This window comes from Streptomyces sp. NPDC059142 (assembly GCF_042755665.1).
Classification (GTDB): Bacteria; Actinomycetota; Actinomycetes; order Streptomycetales; family Streptomycetaceae; genus Streptomyces.
The window spans coordinates 12831-29692 of record NZ_JBHZDA010000091.1 but is presented as its reverse complement, the minus strand read 5'-3'; the positions used below and the strand labels follow the sequence as shown (position 1 = coordinate 29692).

14 protein-coding genes are annotated in these 16862 nt (G+C 72.6%); 11 read left to right on the top strand and 3 right to left on the bottom strand.

Features of this window, described 5'->3' with window-relative positions; genetic code table 11:
* From ACFXPK_RS26395 to ACFXPK_RS26380, 4 genes are all read left to right on the top strand, one after another.
* Window positions 1-1144, top strand: a 1144-nt coding sequence (locus ACFXPK_RS26395) for a phosphopantetheine-binding protein (protein ID WP_385079239.1), incomplete at its 5' end; no start/stop codon positions are given.
* Window positions 1145-1171: 27 nt separating this feature from the next.
* Window positions 1172-1984, top strand: coding sequence for a thioesterase II family protein (locus ACFXPK_RS26390; RefSeq protein WP_385079236.1), 813 nt, complete (start codon window positions 1172-1174; stop codon window positions 1982-1984).
* A 19-nt stretch (window positions 1985-2003) separates the two neighbouring features.
* Window positions 2004-3101 carry an aldo/keto reductase gene (locus ACFXPK_RS26385; protein WP_385002764.1) on the top strand — a complete coding sequence of 366 codons (1098 nt, stop codon included), beginning with the start codon at window positions 2004-2006 and terminating at the stop codon, window positions 3099-3101.
* The gene (locus ACFXPK_RS26380; protein WP_385079234.1) at window positions 3101-3550 is read left to right on the top strand and encodes a lipocalin-like domain-containing protein; all 450 of its coding nucleotides are present in this window, start codon (window positions 3101-3103) and stop codon (window positions 3548-3550) included. The genes ACFXPK_RS26385 and ACFXPK_RS26380 overlap by 1 nt, the downstream gene beginning before the upstream one ends.
* 109 nt (window positions 3551-3659) lie before the next feature.
* Here the strand turns inward: ACFXPK_RS26380 and ACFXPK_RS26375 are convergent, their stop codons facing one another.
* A complete protein-coding gene (locus tag ACFXPK_RS26375; protein ID WP_385002770.1) occupies window positions 3660-4586 on the bottom strand; it encodes a LysR substrate-binding domain-containing protein in 927 nt (308 codons plus the stop codon).
* Between the two features lie 128 nt (window positions 4587-4714).
* Here ACFXPK_RS26375 and ACFXPK_RS26370 point away from each other — a divergent pair, with 128 nt between their 5' ends.
* Together ACFXPK_RS26370 and ACFXPK_RS26365 are read left to right on the top strand one after the other, a co-directional pair.
* The gene (locus ACFXPK_RS26370) at window positions 4715-6106 is read left to right on the top strand and encodes an FAD-binding oxidoreductase (protein WP_385002773.1); all 1392 of its coding nucleotides are present in this window, start codon (window positions 4715-4717) and stop codon (window positions 6104-6106) included.
* A gap of 407 nt (window positions 6107-6513) precedes the next feature.
* Window positions 6514-8346: a BTAD domain-containing putative transcriptional regulator gene (locus ACFXPK_RS26365; RefSeq protein ID WP_385079230.1), complete on the top strand. Its 1833-nt coding sequence runs from the start codon at window positions 6514-6516 to the stop codon at window positions 8344-8346.
* 42 nt (window positions 8347-8388) lie between these two features.
* Here the strand turns inward: ACFXPK_RS26365 and ACFXPK_RS26360 are convergent, their stop codons facing one another.
* Window positions 8389-9300 (bottom strand): LysR family transcriptional regulator, encoded by a 912-nt coding sequence (locus ACFXPK_RS26360; RefSeq protein WP_385002779.1) that lies wholly within the window; start codon window positions 9298-9300, stop codon window positions 8389-8391.
* A 92-nt stretch (window positions 9301-9392) separates the two neighbouring features.
* Here ACFXPK_RS26360 and ACFXPK_RS26355 point away from each other — a divergent pair, with 92 nt between their 5' ends.
* Window positions 9393-9758, top strand: a complete 366-nt coding sequence (locus tag ACFXPK_RS26355) for a YybH family protein (RefSeq protein ID WP_385079228.1) — start codon at window positions 9393-9395, stop codon at window positions 9756-9758.
* Between the two features lie 48 nt (window positions 9759-9806).
* Here the strand turns inward: ACFXPK_RS26355 and ACFXPK_RS26350 are convergent, their stop codons facing one another.
* On the bottom strand, window positions 9807-11201 hold the full coding sequence (locus ACFXPK_RS26350) for an MFS transporter (RefSeq protein ID WP_385079225.1): 1395 nt from the start codon (window positions 11199-11201) through the stop codon (window positions 9807-9809).
* 102 nt (window positions 11202-11303) lie between these two features.
* On the opposite strand from ACFXPK_RS26350, the gene ACFXPK_RS26345 reads away from it, so the two are divergent.
* From ACFXPK_RS26345 to ACFXPK_RS26330, 4 genes are all read left to right on the top strand, one after another.
* Window positions 11304-12251, top strand: a complete 948-nt coding sequence (locus ACFXPK_RS26345; RefSeq protein ID WP_385079222.1) for a LysR family transcriptional regulator — start codon at window positions 11304-11306, stop codon at window positions 12249-12251.
* Between the two features lie 204 nt (window positions 12252-12455).
* Window positions 12456-13247: a hypothetical protein gene (locus ACFXPK_RS26340; protein ID WP_385079219.1), complete on the top strand. Its 792-nt coding sequence runs from the start codon at window positions 12456-12458 to the stop codon at window positions 13245-13247.
* 186 nt (window positions 13248-13433) lie between these two features.
* Window positions 13434-15557 carry a bifunctional polysaccharide deacetylase/glycosyltransferase family 2 protein gene (locus ACFXPK_RS26335; RefSeq protein ID WP_385079242.1) on the top strand — a complete coding sequence of 708 codons (2124 nt, stop codon included), beginning with the start codon at window positions 13434-13436 and terminating at the stop codon, window positions 15555-15557.
* Window positions 15554-16825: an acyltransferase gene (locus ACFXPK_RS26330; RefSeq protein ID WP_385079216.1), complete on the top strand. Its 1272-nt coding sequence runs from the start codon at window positions 15554-15556 to the stop codon at window positions 16823-16825. The genes ACFXPK_RS26335 and ACFXPK_RS26330 overlap by 4 nt, the downstream gene beginning before the upstream one ends.
* The last annotated feature ends 37 nt before the right edge of the window (window positions 16826-16862 follow it).

Here is a 16862-nt window from a genome sequence, read left to right as displayed (position 1 = left end):
GGAGTGCCACGCCGCCGCGGCGCCCCATCGCGGGGCGGCGGCGGCCGAGGCGCTGCGCCGGGGCGGGACGCACACCGACCCGGGCACCGCCGATCTGACCGCCTTCGCCGAGGAGTACGCGCTGGCGCGGCTGTGGAAGACCTGGGGCATCCGGCCCGCGAGCGTCCTCGGCACGGGGGTCGGCGCGCTGACGGCGGCCACCGTGGCCGGGGCGCTCGACCTCGACGGCGCGGTCCGGCTGGTGCTCGGCCGGGCCCGGCTGCTGAACGGCGGCGACGGAACCGACGGCGGCGACGGGACCGCCCGAACCGACGGGACCGCCCGAACCGACGGGACCGCCCGAACCGACGGGACCGCCGGAGACACAGCGGCGGCCGACCGCTTCCAGGAGCTGGTCCGCGAGGTCGGCCCCCGGGCGCCCCGTATCCCCGTCGCCTGCGCGGTGTCGGGACGGCTGCTCGCCCCCGACGAGGTGGTGGAGCGCGCCCGCTGGTCCGCCGCCCCGGCGGAGGAGGGGAACACCGGGGCCGCGCTCGCCGCGCTGCTGGCGGAGCCCCACGCCGTCCTGGTCGAGATCGGGGCCGGTGCCGCGCTGACCTCCCTGGCCCGCGCGAACCCGGGCCGCGCCGACACCCATGTCCTGGTCCCCACGCTGACCGGGACCGGCGCCGCCGGTGAACCCCCGTCGCTGCTCACCGCCCTGGGCGAGCTGTGGCTGGCCGGCGCGGCGGTCTCCTGGGACGCGGTCCACGGCGGCCGGCGCAGGCTGCGGGTCCCCCTGCCCGCGTACCCCTTCGAGCGGCAGCGCCACCTCGTCGAAGTGCCCGAGCCCGAGCCCGCACCCCTCCGTGCCGAGCCCGGCCCCGCGCCCGTGACGGAGGACGGCGGCGGACCGGACCGGGAGGAGACCGTCCTCGTGGTGGCCCGGCTGTACGCGGAGATCCTCGGACTCCCCGAAGTCGGCCCGGACGACAGCTTCTTCGACCTCGGCGGTGACTCGCTCATCGCCGTCCAGCTCCTGACCCGTACCCGCGAGCTCTTCGCGGTGGACCTCGACGTGCTGTCGCTGTACGAGGCCGAGACGGCGGCCCAACTCGCCGAACTCATCGACAAGTCGACGGCCGACGGCGACAGCAGCCGATGACCGGCCGTCCCGTGAGGAGTCACCATCGTGGAAGCGACCGAGCCGAAGACCGGCGCGGCGGGCGCCGCCCCGGGCACGCCCTGGCTCATCCGCCGGCAGCGCAGACCGGACGCCCCCGTCGATCTGTACTGCTTCACACACGCCGGGGGATCGCCCGGAGAGTACGTCCGCTGGTCCGACGGGCTGCCCGGGGCGCAGGTCTGGGCGGTGCAGTTGCCCGGCCGGGCGTCACGCCGGGCCGAGCCGCCGTACACCGCGATGAGGCCGCTGGTCGACGCGCTGGTGGAGGCGGTCTCCTTCGACCGGCCGTTCGCCTTCTTCGGCCACAGCCTCGGCGGGCTGGTCGCCTTCGAGGTCGCCAGAACGCTCCGCGACCTCGGCCGGCGGCAGCCGGAGCGGCTGTTCCTGTCGTCCTGTCCGCCGCCGCCCCTGCCCCTGTCCGGCCGCGGGACGCCGATGCACACGCTCCCCGACGCCGAACTGCTGGCCGAGACGGAACGCCGGTGGGGTCCGCTGCCGGACGCGGTCCGCTCGCACCCCGAGCTCCTCACGATCGTGCTCAGCTACACCCGGTCCGACGTCGCGGTCTTCGAGACGTACGCGTACGTCCCGGGGCCGCCGCTCGACCTGCCGGTCACGGTCTTCGCCGGGACCGAGGAACGGGACACCTTCCGTTTCGAGGACTGGGGGAACCACACCCGGGGACCGGTCGACCTGAACTTCCTTCCCGGGGGCCACTTCTACCTCCGCGCCGAGCAGCGCGAGCTGCTGCGCCAGGTCGCCGGGAGGCTGCCGGGCGCCGTGCCGGGAACGGGGCACGCGGGGCCCACGGACACGTGAAGCACTGACGGGAGTCGCCATGCGCTACACCACCTTCGGCCGTGACACCGGTCTGCGGGTGTCGGAGTACGCCCTCGGCACGGGCAACTTCGGCACCCGCGCGAGAAGCGACGGGCCCGGCTCCGACCTGCTGTGGGGCAGACGCGGGCCGGGCGCGGACCGGGAGGGGTCCCGGGCCGTGTTCGAGCGGTTCGCCGAGGCGGGCGGTACCTTCATCGACACCGCCGACTGCTACCAGTTCGGCGAGTCCGAGGAGCTGGTGGGCGAGTTCGTCGCCGCCGACCGCGACCACTTCGTCCTCGCGACCAAGTTCACCAACGGGGCCTCGCCCCGGCTCCACGTCTCCGGCACGGGCAACAGCCGCAAGAACATGGTCCGGTCCGTCGAGGCCAGCCTGAGACGTCTGGGCACCGACTACATCGACCTGTACTGGGCGCACTTCCCCGACACGGTCACCCCCGTCGAGGAGATCCTGGCCGCCTTCGACGACCTCGTACGCGCCGGGAAGATCCTGTACGCCGGGCTCTCCAACTTCCCCGCCTGGCGGGTCTCCCGGGCCGCCGCCATCGCCGAGGCGCGCGGCTGGGCGCCGGTCACCGGCATCCAGAGCGAGTACAGCCTGGCGCAGCGCACCCCCGACCGGGAGCTGCTGCCCATGGCCGACAGCCTCGGCCTCGGCGCGGCCCTGTGGTCGCCGCTCGGCGGCGGGCTGCTCACCGGGCTGTACCGGCGCGGCGCCGACGGCTGGACCAGCGAGGGCAAGCGCGTGATCCGCGGCGGGGACGCCGACCAGCGGGAGGCGATCCTCGACGAGGTGCTGACCGTGGCGAAGGAGACCGGGGAGCCCCCGGCGCGGATCGCCGTCGCCTGGGTGCGCTCCCGCGCCCGGCGGGCCGGCACCGGGTTCGTCCCGGTCATCGGGCCCCGCGACGAGGCCCAGCTCGCGGACTATCTGGAAGCCCTGGACATCACCCTCACCGAGGACCAGACGGCCCGGCTGGACGCGGTGAGCGCCGTACCGCTCGGCGCACCCCACGAGGTGAACGCGCTCACCCTGGACCCGGTGCTCGGCGGGGCGGAAGGGCGGGTGGAGCCTCCCGCCACCCCGGCCGCCTGATGCCGGGGCCGGAGGACCGGGTGGGCGGGGGCGACCCGTCGGCGGGCGAGATCACCGGGGTGTGGCGGCTGGCCTCGTTCCACGACGTCGACGCCGAAGGGTCCACCCGGGAGGGCCCGTTGGGCCCCGACCCGACAGGTCTGCTCTTCTACTCCGCCGAGGGGCACGTGTCGGTGACGATGATGCGCGCGGTGGAGCCCCGGGGGCCCGGCGAGCCGCCGGCGGAGCGGCCGGCGCGGAGCTACATGAGCTACGCGGGGACCTGGCGGCGGCTCGGGGACCAGGTCGTCCACACCATCACGGTGGCCCCCGACCCCGGGTGGATCGGCACCGACCAGGTCCGGGACCTGACCCTGGAGGGCGACCGGCTCACGCTGTACGGCGACGCGCTGGTCGGCCGGCCGCAGCGCCGGGTGCTGGAGTGGCACCGCGTCACCGGTGCCGACTGACGGGACGTCGGGGACGCGAGAGGGTTCCGTAACGCCGGGGGTGACAGCGCGTCAGGGGTCGTCCGTGGCTCCCGTAACGCCCCCGACACGCCTGGCGCGTCCCGCACCGCTATCCCGGCGCGTCCCCCGCGAACTCCAGCCGTACCGCGGGCTCCTCGGCCATGACCAGCCGGGCGTGGCCGAGGAACGCCCGCGCCGCCGGGCTGACCGGTTCGCCGCCGCGCCAGCCGAGCGCGAGCCGCCCGCGGAGCACCGGAGGGTCGAAGGGCAGCACCCACAGCCCGGCCGGGTGGGCGCGTGCGAGGGGTTCGGGCAGGATCGCCAGCCCCAGTCCGCCCCCGGCGAGTTCGGCCAGGGTGCTGGGGTTTCCGGCCTCGAAGCCGATCCGCGGGGCGAAGCCGGCGGCGGAGCACGCCTCGTCGAGACTCGTGCGCAGCCCGGTGCCGCGCGGGAGGCTGATCAGCGTACGGTCCCTGAGGTCGTCCAGGGTGATCTCCGCGCGCCCGGCGAGGGGGTCCCCCTGGCAGACGGCGCCGACCAGCGCCTCGTCGGCGATGACCTGGGTACGGACGCCCGGCGCGTGGGTGGCCGACAGGCCGATGATCGCCGCGTCGAGCCGGCCCGCCCGCAGCGAGGCGACGAGCTGTTCGGAGTTGGCCTCCGAGAGGGTGATCTCCACCGAGGGGTGGCCCCGGTGGAAACCGGCGAGCAGCGCGGGCAGGTCGATGGCTCCGCAGGAGGGCACCACGCCGAGCGCGACCTGCCCGCGGACCAGTCCGGTGAGTTCGTCGACGGCCAGGCGGGTGTCCATGACCGCGGCCAGGGCGGCCCTCGCGTACGGCAGCACCGCCGCGCCCACCTCGGTCAGCCGGACGGTGCGGCCGGAGCGGTCCAGCAGCTCTTCACCGAGTTCTCTTTCGAGGCGGCGGATCTGGGCGCTCACCCCGGGCTGGGCGACCTGCACCCGGGCAGCCGCTCTGGTGAAACTCGCTTCCTCGGCCACGGCGATGAAGTACTCCAACTGCCTCAGCTCCATAACGAATGATGCTAGCAGTGAGACGAACCAGATCTTGGACTACTAGTGACCGGTGCTCCAGGCTGTGCACACATGGGCTTGCTCTCCCGCCCGTGTCCTCCGCGCCCCGCGAAAGGAACAGCACCGTCATGAGTGAACTCCCGGCAGCAGCGATCCAGGAGCTTTCGGAACGGGTCGAAGGGCCGGTGTTCCGGCCGGGCCGCCCCGGGTACGACGAGGAACGCTCCGGATTCCAGACCGCCTTCCGCCACCGCCCCGCGGTGATCGTCGGCGCGGCCGGGGCGGCCGACGTGAGCGCCGCCGTGGCCTTCGCGGCCGAGCACGGGCTGCCGGTCGCCGTGCAGGCCACCGGGCACGGGCTGTCCGCCGCCGCCGACGGCGAGGGGCTGCTCATCAGCACCCGCCGGATGGACGGCGTCGTGATCGACCCCGAGGCCCGCACCGCCCGCTTCGACGCCGGTGTGCGGTGGGAACAGGTCGTCGCGGACGCGGCCCCGCACGGGCTCGCGCCGCTCAACGGCTCCGCCCCGCACGTGGGCGCGGTCGCCTACACGCTCGGCGGCGGACTGGGGCTGCTGGCCCGCGAGTTCGGGTACGCGGCCGACCATGTGCGCTCCATCGACGTGGTCACCGCCGACGCGACGGTCCGCACGGTCACGGCCGGGAGCGATCCCGACCTGTTCTGGGCGCTGCGCGGCGGGCGGGACAACTTCGGTGTGGTGACGAGCATGGAGGTCGACCTCTTCCCGGTCAGCCGGCTCTACGGCGGCGGGCTGTTCTTCCCCGCCGAGGCGGTGACGGACGTGCTCACCGCCTATCTGGCGTGGACCGCGACCGTGCCCGAGGAACTGACCTCGTCCGTCTCGCTGATGGCCTATCCGGACCTCCCGGTCGTCCCCGCCCCGCTGCGGGGCCGTTACGTGGCCCACGTACGGATCGCCTACACCGGCGACGAGGCCTCCGGGGAGCGTCTGGTGGCGCCGCTGCGGGCGATCGGCCCCCGGCTGATCGACAGCGTGCGGGAAATGCCGTACACCGCCTGCGGCACCATCTACAACGACCCGGCCTTCCCGCACGCGTACTACGGGAACAATGTGTTGCTGGGTGAATTGGATTCCTCGGTGCTGGTCAAGACGGTGCTCGATGTGGCGGGTCCCGGGGCGCCCGCGCTGTGCGTGATCGATCTGCGGCATCTGGGGGGCGCCCTTTCCCGGCCGCCCGCCGTTCCCAGCGCGGTCGGAAACCGGGACGCGCAGTTCATCCTGCGCGTGCTGACGCCCCTGGCGGCCTCCGATCTCGATGTGGCCAAGCCCGTGCACCAGAGGCTTTTCGACGCGCTGCGGCCGTGGACCACGGGACGTTCGCTGAATTTCGTCTACAGCGACGAGGACATGCCCGACCAGACGAGCGCCGTCTATGCGTCCGACGACCTCCGCCGGCTCGCGGAACTCAAGAGCGTCCACGACCCGGCCAATCTGTTCCGCCTCAACCACAACATCGCCCCGGCCGCCGCCGGGTGACGTGATCGCGGCGGACACACACGGCGTGCGACCGGTGCGGGACGCTCCGTGACCGGTTCGTGCGGCCGGACGTGGCCGGGGGGTGCGCGAGCGGGGCTCCCGGCCACTGTTTCCGGACATCTGTTCCGTGACCGGAATTGCATGTTTCCGGGAATCCCCGGCGGGTGGGCGGTGTGGGGGATTCCCTGGACGGTTCCGGACGGCCTCGCGTCGCGTGTGTCCCTCTGGATCGGAGAAGGTATTTGATGATTAGGTTGAAACAGCGCCGGTGACAACGCTGTCATCAGGGCTTCAAGTGGACTCGGGGGGGTCGCGTTGGTCTGCTTTCGCGTGACAAGGTCCCGCTTTGCTCGACTGCGCGACCTCTTCCATTGGTTATCTCATTAAAGAAGGGGGCCGGTGGGAATATGGAGTTCCGTATTCTGGGGCCGGTTGAGATTTCGCACGAGGAACGCTTGGTGCCGCTGGGGGGAAGCAAGCCGAAATCGATTCTTGCTGCTCTGCTTCTGGCGAATGGAAAAACCATCTCCAACAGTGAGATCAGTGAGGCGTTGTGGGGGGTCCAGCCGCCCACGACGGTACAGGCGCAGATTCACACCTACGTGTCCCGGCTGCGCAAGGCGGTCGGTCCCGAAGTCACCATCGTGCGCCGGTCGACCGGGTACGTCCTGCCGATCGGCCCCGTGAAGCTGGACTACGCGGAATTCCTGCGGCTGTCGTCCCTCGGCCAGGCCGCGCTGCTCGACCAGCGGTACGAAGGGGCTTCCGCCTATCTGTCCGAGGCGCTGGCGCAATGGCGCGGATCGGCGCTCGGGGGAGTGACGTCCCATCTGGCCGACACCGAACTGCCCCGGCTCGACGAGTCGAGGATCACCGTGTTCGAGCAGATGGCGGAGGCGGATCTGGGGCTCGGGCGCCATGCCGAACTCCTGACGGCCCTCACCGATCTGGTGGAGGAGTTCCCCGTACGGGAGCGGCTGCGCTCCCTGCTCATGAAGGCGCTGTACCGCAGCGGCCGGCAGGCGGACGCGCTGGCCGTCTACTACTCCGCCCGCAAGGTGCTCGCCGAGGACCTCGGCGTCTACCCGAGCCCGTCGCTGAACGCCGTCTTCCAGGGCATCCTCAACGGCGACCCGGAACTGGACGCGCCGCGCGTGCGGCTGCACACCGTACGCCACCGGCCCACGGCCGAGATCCCCGCCAGGATCCCGCCGGACATCGCGGACTTCACCGGCCGCCGGGCCGAACTGCGGGAGCTGGCCGAGCGGCTCTCCCCGTCGAGCCCCGCCCAGCCCCTGGTCATCACGGGGATGGTCGGGTCGGGCAAGAGCGCGCTGGCGGTACGGGCGGCCCACGAGAACGCCGCGAAGTTCCCCGACGGGCAGTTGCACGTGGACTTCACCAAAGAGGGGAACCGCATGCGCGGGACCTACGGCGTCCTCGGTGAACTCATCCGCGCGGTCGACCCGGACGTGACGCTGCCCAGCTCCCTGATCGAGCGGATCTGGCTGTACCGGAGCAACATCGCCAGCCGGAAGATGCTCGTACTCCTCGACAACGTGATGGACGAGAAGCAGGTGCGCCCGTTCCTGCCGGGGGTCGGCGAGTCCCGGGTCATCGTGACGAGCCGCTCCTGCCTGGCCCCGCTGGAAGGAGCCCGTATCACCCGGGTCGGCGCCTTCGACCGCGCCGAGGCCGTCGAGCTGGTGAGCCGGATCGTCGGCGACGGCCGGGTCTCGGCGGAGCCGGTGTCCACGGAGGCGCTGGTCGAGCTCTGCGACCGGCTTCCGCTGGCGGTCCGGGTGGCCGCGGCGCGGCTGGCGGCCAAACCCCACTGGCCGATATCCCATCTCGTGGGCCGGATGGTCGACCCCTCGCGGAACCGTCTCGACGAATTACGGATCGCCGATCTCGATGTCCGCTCGAAGATCCAGCGGAGCTTCGGTCACCTCTCCGACGACATGAGATCGGCGCTCGCCTGGCTGGCGCTGCTGCCCTCCGGCCAGATATCCGCCGTCACCGCGTCGCTCCCTCTCGAAGTGAGCGGGGTCGAGGCCGAGGACATCCTGGAACACCTCGTCGAACACAATGTGCTCAGCGCCTGCGGAGTGGACGACAAGGGGAATCTGACCTACTCCTTCTCCAGCCTGGTCTGGATGACGGCCCTGGAGATGCCCGAGCGGTTCGCCACCATGGGCGGCTCGTCCGTCGGCCGCTGCCGGGCGCGGCTCTCCTCCTGAGCCGGGGAACCGCCGGAGCCCCGTGAGCGGGTGAACACCCCGTCAGGCGCGGGGGGTCCGGACGGTCCCGTCGACGACGGGCAGCCTGCGGCGGGCGCGGGCGATCAGCGCGCGGCCGGCCGGACTGGTGGGCCCGCCGGGCCGCCAGGCGAAGGCCAGACGTCCGCGCAGGACCGGCTCCCTGATCGGGACCGCCCGCAGCCGCGCCGCGCGCGTCGCGGCGAACGCACAGGGCAGGATCGCGATCCCGAGCCCACGGGCGGCGAGTTGGGCCAGCACGTTCAGATCGCCGGCCTCGAACGCGATCTGGGGGACGAAGCCGACCCCGGCGCACGCGTCGTCGAGCCGCGCGCGCAGCCCGGTGCCGCCGGGCAGGCTGATCAGCGGCCGGCCGCGCAGCGTGTCCAGCGAGATGGCCGACTGGACCGCGAGTTCGTGGTCCTTGTGGACCGCGGCGACCAGCTCCTGGTCGTCGACCACATGCATCTCGATGTCGTCCGGGGCCGTGTCCCCCACACTGATGATCGCCGCGTCGAGCCGTCCCGTGCGCAGCCCGTCGAGGAGCTGGTCGGAGGTCTCCTCGCACAGCGAGATCTCGACGCCCGGGTGGTCGTTGTGGAATCCGGCGAGCAGTCCGGGCAGATCGACCTGGTGGGAGGTCACCGTCCCGATGGCGACCCGGCCCCGGAGCAGCCCGGTCAGCTCGTCGACGGTGAGCCGTACGCCCTCCACCGCGGCGAGCGCGGCGCGCGCGTACGGCAGGACGGCCGTGCCCGCCTCGGTCAGTTGGACCGAGCGGCCCGAGCGGTCCAGCAGCTCCTGTCCGAGTTCGCGCTCCAGTTGGCGTACCTGAGCGCTCACCCCGGGCTGGGCCACGTTCATCCTGGCGGCGGCGCGGGTGAAGTTCTGCTCCTCGACCACGGCCACGAAGTATGCGAGCTGCCGAAGTTCCATAAGCAGTGATTCTAGCAATGAGATTTACTAAGTCTTGGACTTCTGGAAGTTGGTACGCGAGGGTTGCGGGTGAGCAGAGATAGGAGTTGATCATGTCCGAAACCCGTCAACCCGCCGCGACGCCCGAGGAACTGGCCCGGCTCTTCGTGGAGAGGGCCAACGCCCGGGACGCCGAAGGGCTGTCCGAGCTGTACGCGTCCGACGCGGTGCTCGCCTATCCGCCGGGCGGCTCGACGGTGGGCCGGGAGGCGATCCGCGCGGTCTGGGAGCGGATGCTCGAACACGCGCCGCTGCCCTTCCCGGTCGAGGACCCGCTGCCGACCGTGCGCTACGGCGACCTCGCCCTCACCTCCACCCGTGACTCCGACAACACGGGCGGCCGGGTCCAGGTCGCGCGTCAGCAGCCGGACGGCTCCTGGCTGCGGATCATGGACCGGCCCGAGGTCCCCAAGGAGTAGAACTCCTCCCGTGGCGGGGGCCGCACCCGGTGAGGTGCCCGGTCCCCGTCACCGTGCCGTTCCCTCCTGGCGCCTCCCCGGCCGGCACACCCCGAGGACCGCGACGAGCAGCGCGAGCGACGCCGCCACCGGCGGTACGGCGTAGGCCTCGGCCGGAGTGGTGTGTTCCGCCGCCCAGCCGCCCAGGGCCGCGCCCGCCGCGATCCCCGCGAGCAGCGCGGTCACCGCCAGGGTCATCGACTCGTTCAGCCGGGCCTCCGGCGTGAGGCGCTGGACGAGGGTCATCCCCGTCACCATCGTCGGCGCGGTCGCCGCGCCCGCCAGCAGCAGCGCCCCGGCCAGCAGCGGCAGCGAGCCCGTACGCGCCGCGAGCGCCGGCAGGACCAGCAGCGCCGCCATCGCGGCGACACACAGCGGCAGCCTCACCCGCGGACGGCGCGCCGGGGCCAGCGAGCCGAGCAGCAGCCCCGAGACCCCCGATCCGGCGGCCTGGAGCGCGAGCACCGCGCCCGCCCACGCCCCGTGTCCCCGGTCGTCGGCGTGGGCGAGCGTGACGACCTCCATGGCGCCGAAGACCACGCCCGTGGCGAGGAAGACGGCGAGCAGCGCGGTCAGCGCGGGGGAGTGCAGCGGGGCCAGGGAGGCGGCGGTACGCCCGGCGGCGGGCGGTTCGGTGGCGCGCTGGGCCGCGAAGACCAGGATGCCGGTCAGCAGCAGGACCGCGCCGGTCAGGGTGCCCGCCTCGGGGAAGAGCGCGGTGCACAGGAAGGCGGCCAGCACCGGACCCAGCATGAAACACAGCTCGTCGGCGGCCTGTTCGAAGGCGTGGGCGGTGTGCAGGGCCGCCGCGTCGCCCCGGTGCAGATGGGCCCAGCGCGCCCGGGACATGCCGCCCGTGTTGGGGGTGGTGGCGGTCGCCGCGTAGGCGGCGAAGAGCGTCCAGTCCGGGGCCCCGTACCGTACGCAGAGCAGCAGGGCCACCGAACCGAGTACGGCGATCACGGTGGCGGGGACGGCGACACGGGCCTGTCCGTACCGGTCGACGAGGCGCGCCGTCCAGGGGCCGGCCAGGGCCGTGGCCGCGAGACCGGTGGCGGTGACGGCGCCCGCCAGCGCGTACGACCCGCGCGACCCGGCGATCATGATCACGGCGGCCACGCTGAACATCCCCATCGGGAGGCGCGCGAGCAGGTTCCCCGCGGTGAACGCGCGGGCGCCCGGGGGCGCGAAGAGCCGGGCGTAGGGACGCGCACGCCGCCGCGCACTCCGGCGCGGGGCGTCCCGGCGCACACCGTGGTGTGTGCTTCCGTACGCCTCCTGCCTCGCGGCCAGGACCAGCGTGGAGCCGGTCACCGCCGGCAGCGGTGTGGTCCGCCGGTCGGGGGAGGGGCGCGGGGCGGTGAACGGACGGGAACGGGGGCGCGGGGAGCGGGAGTACGGCATGGCCTCACCCTCGGGGCCCGCTCCGTGCCCGGTCCAACACCTGATGGGCGGCCGTTCACGCAATTCCGTTGTCAATGCCGGACACGCGCTGTTCAATGCCGTGTGCCCCAGGACATCGACCCCCGGCTGCTGCGCGCCTTCACCGTCACCGCCGAAGAGCTGCACTTCACCCGCGCCGCCGCCCGGCTGTACCTCGCCCAGCAGGCCCTCAGCCGCGATGTCCGTCGGCTGGAGCGGGAGTTGGGCGTGGAGTTGTTCGTCAGGACCACCCGCAGGGTGACCCTGACGGCGGACGGCGAGCGGCTGCTCCCGTACGCCCGCCGGGTGCTCGCCGCCCAGGACGAACTGCTGGCCGCCCGCACGGGCGAGGCGCCGCCGCTGCTCGTGGACCTCAACACCGAGGGCATGGTCTCCGGGCGGGTACTGGCGCGCGCCCGGGAACTCGCCCCGCACCACGAGCTGATGGCGCGCTTCCGCAGCGGTCTGACCGCCGCCGCCGACGACCTCCTCGCGGGGCGGCTCGACGCCTCCTTCGGCTACGTGGGAGGGCTCGCGCCCGTCCTGCGCGACGCGCTCGCCCACCAACTCGTACGGTACGAACCGATGGCCGTGCTCCTGCCGTACGACCATCCGCTGGCCCGGCTCCCCGAGGTGCCGCTCGACGCGCTCGCGGGCGAGAGCGTGTACGCGGGCGCCGGCAACCCGGGGACCGCGGAGTGGACCGGGCTGGCGCGGCGGCTCTTCGCGGGGCGCTCCATCGGGATCGCCCCGCCCGCGCCGATGGCCGTCGGCGCGCAGGAGTTCCGCCGAGTCATGGCCAAGCATCGCCAACCGGTCCTGGCCGTCGTAGATTTCCCGGTGATGCCGGACACAGTGCTGCGTCCGCTCGTCGATCCCGTCCCGCTGTCGCCGCTCTCGCTCGTGTGGCGCAAAGAGTCGCGTCATCCGGGGCTGGACGCGCTACGAGCTGCCGCTGCCGGGCTCGCAGCCGAAGAAGGATGGCTGGATCCGAACCCTGCCGATCTCCTCCTACCACTGTCATTGCATTGATACATCACAACTTGTGAACCGGATCCACACACACTCCCGGTGCGCTACATTCGTTGCCCGGGTGCGGTGTGGTAGGGGAGCGCGGTGCGAGTGGGGTCTCGGCCGACAAATTCAGCCAGCTCATGTATGCACCTAAATCAGTCAGCGGTGGGGGATGTGCGTACTTCAGTGGAACAGTGGCGCGAAGATGCCCGGACCGGGCACATGTACGAGCCGAACGATGTGACCGTGGAACTGGACGGTCTGGGCCGTCAGCTCTCCGAACTGCCCGCCGGGACCCGTCCCGGGGCGAAGCCCGCCGCCACGGGCGCCGACACCACCATAGGCACCGTCATAGGCGCCGACGGCACCATAGGCACCGGCCCCGCCCCGGCCCACGGCCCGCGGCCCGGCGCCGACGACACGGCCGAGCCCCCCGAGGGCCCCGTCTTCGTCGACGAGAGCGGCCGGCGCAGCAAGAAGCTCCGCAGGGCCGGCTGGGTCGTCGCGATCGCCTGCGCCTGCTACGCCGCCACCGTGGTGGCCGCGCTCCTCGGCGGCGACTCCTCCGCCCCCTGGCTCCAGATACCGGGTCTCGCGGACAAGAAGCAGCCGGACACCGTGCAGATACAGCCCGCCCCCACCACCTCCCCGACCGCGGTGGGCGACGCGGGACCGGCCGTCTCGCCGACGGCGACGGACACCGGCGGCGTCACCTCGCCCCGTACCTCGGGGACCGTGACCACCGGCGACTCGGTCGTCCCCGCGCAGGGCCCGTCGAACTCCGTTGCGCCCCCCGTGGCCTCCGGCACCCCCGGCGACACCGACCCCGACCCCGGGAAGAGCGACGACACCGGGACCGGCACCTCCGGCGGCGCGGGTTCCGCGGGCGCCGGGGGCGGGACCCCGACGCCCACCACCAGCGACATCAGCTCGCCGTCCACCGATCCCAGCCCTCCCGTCGAGACACCGTCGGTCGACGACGGCGGCCAACTGGCAGCGGAAGGCGCGCGGTAGATGACCTCCTCCGGCAGGCGGGCCCAGCCGCGCAAGGCCCGGCCGAGCGACACCCCGCACGGCACCACCACGGACCACCACACCCACCACGGCACACCTCAGCAGGGCGCACCTCACCACGGCGCGAACCACCGGAGCGCCAAGCCCCGCAGGAGCGCCCGGCCCGCCCGGCGGCGCCGGCTGCCCATGCGCTACCTGCTGCCCTCGCTCGTCCTCGTCGCGCTCGCCGCCATGCTCATGCTCCGCGGCTACGTCCACAGCGAGATCCTCGCCGACCACCGCGTCCGCCCCCCGGCCGCCACGGACCAGGTCCCGCGCCACATCCTCGAAGGCGGCCCCGTCATCGACGCGCGCGGCACCGAGGCCGCCCGGTCGATCGACATCCCCGACCGGAAGCTCGTCCTCACCTTCGACGACGGCCCGGACCCCGAGTGGACCCCCAAGGTCCTCGACGAACTCAAGAGGTACAACGCCCACGGCGTCTTCTTCGTCACCGGCACCATGGCCTCCCGCTACCCCGCGCTCGTCAAGCGCATGGTCGACGAGGGTCACGAGATCGGGCTGCACACCTTCAACCACCCCGACCTCTCCTACCAGACCCGGTCCCGGATCGACTGGGAGCTGACCCAGAACCAACTCGCGCTCGCGGGCGCCGCCGGGATCCGCTCCTCGCTCTTCCGGCCCCCGTACTCCTCCTTCGCCGACGCCATGGACAACAAGTCGTGGCCGGTCACCCAGTACATCGGCAGCCGCGGCTACATCACCGTCCTCGACAGCCTCGACAGCGAGGACTGGAAGCGCCCCGGCGTCGACGCGATCATCAAGGGCGTCACCCCCGAGGGCCACGAGGGCTCCATCGTCCTCATGCACGACTCCGGCGGCGACCGCTCCCAGACCGTCGCGGCGCTCGGCCGCTACCTGCCCGAGATGCAGAAGCGCGGCTTCACCTTCGCCAACCTCACCGAGGCGCTCGGCGCGCCCAGCGCCCACACCCCGGTCGCCGGGGTCGAGTTGTGGAAGGGCAAGGCGTGGGTCGCCGCCGTCGCCCTCTCGGACAACCTCACCGGCGTCCTGGTCGCCGGGCTGGCCGTGATCGGCTTCCTGGTCATCTCGCGGTTCGGGCTGATGCTGATCCTCTCCTTCGCGCACGCCCGCAAGGTGCGCCGCCGCGACTTCCGCTGGGGCCCCGAGGTCACCGAACCGGTCACCGTCCTCGTCCCCGCGTACAACGAACGCGAGTGCATCGCCAACACGGTCAACTCCCTGATGGCGAGCGACCATCCGGTCGAGGTGATCGTCGTCGACGACGGCTCGACCGACGGGACCGCCGACATCGTCGAGGCGCTCTGGCTGCCGGGCGTCCATGTCGTACGCCAGCAGAACGGCGGCAAACCGGCCGCCCTCAACAACGGCATCGCGCACGCCAGTCACGACATCGTGGTGATGATGGACGGCGACACCGTCTTCGAACCCTCCACCGTGCGGGAGCTGGTGCAGCCCTTCGGGGATCCGCGGGTCGGCGCCGTCGCGGGCAACGCCAAGGTCGGCAACCGCGACACCCTCATCGGGGCCTGGCAGCACATCGAGTACGTGATGGGCTTCAACCTCGACCGCCGTATGTACGACGTCCTCGGCTGCATGCCCACCATCCCCGGCGCCATCGGCGCCTTCCGCCGCCAGGCGCTGGACCGCGTCGGCGGGATGAGCGACGACACGCTCGCCGAGGACACCGACATCACCATGGCCATGCACCGGGACGGCTGGCGCGTCGTCTACGCCGAGCGCGCCCGCGCCTGGACCGAGGCCCCGGAGTCCGTGCAGCAGCTCTGGTCCCAGCGCTACCGCTGGAGCTACGGCACGATGCAGGCGATCTGGAAGCACCGCCGCGCCGTCGTCGAACGCGGCCCCTCCGGCCGCTTCGGCCGCGTCGGACTGCCGCTGGTCTCCCTCTTCATGGTGCTGGCGCCGCTGCTGGCCCCGCTGATCGACGTCTTCCTCGTGTACGGCCTGGTCTTCGGCCCCACACAGAAGACCGTCGGCGCGTGGCTGGGCGTCCTGCTCGTCCAGGCCGTGTGCGCCGCCTACGCCTTCCGGCTCGACGGGGAACGTATGACACACCTCATCTCACTGCCCCTCCAGCAGATCCTGTACCGGCAGCTCATGTACGTCGTGCTGCTCCAGTCCTGGATCACCGCGCTCACCGGCGGCCGGCTGCGCTGGCAGAAGCTGCGCCGCACCGGCGTGGTGGAGGCGCCGGGAGCGATCCCGGGCCGGTCCGCACGGGACACCGAGCGGAGGCCGGTCGCGTGAGCCACCACTCCGTGAACGCGGGCGGTACGGACGCCACCCCCGCGTACGGCCACCCCACCCTGACCCCGGGCCCGGCCGGACCGCCCGTCGCGCCGTCCACCGTCCCGCTCCCCGAGGCGGCCGAACCGGCGCCCCGGCCGCCGGGCCGCGACCGCTACCTCGACCTGCTGCGCGCCGTCGCACTCGTCCGCGTCGTGGTCTTCCACATCTTCGGCTGGGCCTGGCTGACGGTCCTCTTCCCCTCCATGGGCGTGATGTTCGCGCTGGCCGGGTCCCTGATGGCCAGGTCGCTCGCGAAGCGCCCGCCGTGGAGCGTGCTGCGCGGCAGGCTGCGCAGGCTGCTGCCGCCGATGTGGGCGCTGGCGCTGGTCATCGTGCCGGTGATGTTCCTGATGGGCTGGAAGCCGGTGCGCGAGGAGGGGCTGTGGGGCCTCGTCCGGCTGCTCAACTACCTCGTGCCGATCGGCGCCCCGCCGTTCCCGTTCGAGAGCGGTGACGGCAGCGGCATCCTGGACACGACGTGGGCCGAGGACTCCGCGGGCCCGCTCTGGTACATCCGCGCCTACCTGTGGTTCGTCCTGCTCTCGCCGCTGCTGGTACGGGCGTTCCGCCGGGCGCCGTGGGTGACGCTGCTCTTCCCCGTCGCCCTGACGGCCGTCATCGGCACCGGACTGGTCACCGTCCCCGGCGAGTTCGGGATGGCGCTCACCGACTTCGCGGTGTACGGCGCCTGCTGGGTGCTCGGCTTCGCGCACAACGACGGCATGTTCCAGAAGGTGCCGCGCTATCTGACCGTCTCGCTGGCGGCCATGACCATGGCGTTCGGCCTGTGGTGGGCCTCGGGCCATCTCACCGCCGAGGGCTGGAACCTGGACGAGATCCCGCTCGCCCAGGCGACCTGGTCGCTCGGGTTCGTGGTGATCCTGCTCCAGTACTCGCCGTCCTGGCACGAACTGCCCGGCAAGCTCAAGCAGTTCGACTCGACGATCACCCTGGCCAACAACCGGGCCGTGACGATCTACCTCTGGCACAACCTGCTGATCATGATGACGTACCCGCTCATCGACCTGCTCTGGAACATCCCGGGCTCCGAATCCTTCGCCACGGAGCTGGACTCGCTCTACAACGTGCTGCCGCTGGTCATGGTCTGGCCGATGATCGGGCTGATGATCCTCGCCGTCGGATGGGTCGAGGACCTGGCGGCGCAGCGCCGGCCCAGACTGTGGCCGAACGGGGAGAAGCGGAGCAGGGGCACCCGCGGACGCTGACCCGGTGGACGCCGCACGGCGGCGCCGGTGGGCGCCG

Excerpts from the sequence above, each read along its gene's own strand:
- ACFXPK_RS26340 (WP_385079219.1), top strand. The coding sequence starts at position 12,456 with ATGTACGAGCCGAACGATGTGACCGTGGAACTGGACGGTCTGGGCCGT.
- ACFXPK_RS26350 (WP_385079225.1), bottom strand. The coding sequence starts at position 11,201 with ATGCCGTACTCCCGCTCCCCGCGCCCCCGTTCCCGTCCGTTCACCGCC.
- ACFXPK_RS26360 (WP_385002779.1), bottom strand. The coding sequence starts at position 9,300 with ATGGAACTTCGGCAGCTCGCATACTTCGTGGCCGTGGTCGAGGAGCAG.
- ACFXPK_RS26335 (WP_385079242.1), top strand. The coding sequence starts at position 13,434 with ATGCGCTACCTGCTGCCCTCGCTCGTCCTCGTCGCGCTCGCCGCCATG.
- ACFXPK_RS26370 (WP_385002773.1), top strand. The coding sequence starts at position 4,715 with ATGAGTGAACTCCCGGCAGCAGCGATCCAGGAGCTTTCGGAACGGGTC.
- ACFXPK_RS26385 (WP_385002764.1), top strand. The coding sequence starts at position 2,004 with ATGCGCTACACCACCTTCGGCCGTGACACCGGTCTGCGGGTGTCGGAG.
- ACFXPK_RS26355 (WP_385079228.1), top strand. The coding sequence starts at position 9,393 with ATGTCCGAAACCCGTCAACCCGCCGCGACGCCCGAGGAACTGGCCCGG.
- ACFXPK_RS26365 (WP_385079230.1), top strand. The coding sequence starts at position 6,514 with ATGGAGTTCCGTATTCTGGGGCCGGTTGAGATTTCGCACGAGGAACGC.
- ACFXPK_RS26375 (WP_385002770.1), bottom strand. The coding sequence starts at position 4,586 with ATGGAGCTGAGGCAGTTGGAGTACTTCATCGCCGTGGCCGAGGAAGCG.
- ACFXPK_RS26380 (WP_385079234.1), top strand. The coding sequence starts at position 3,101 with ATGCCGGGGCCGGAGGACCGGGTGGGCGGGGGCGACCCGTCGGCGGGC.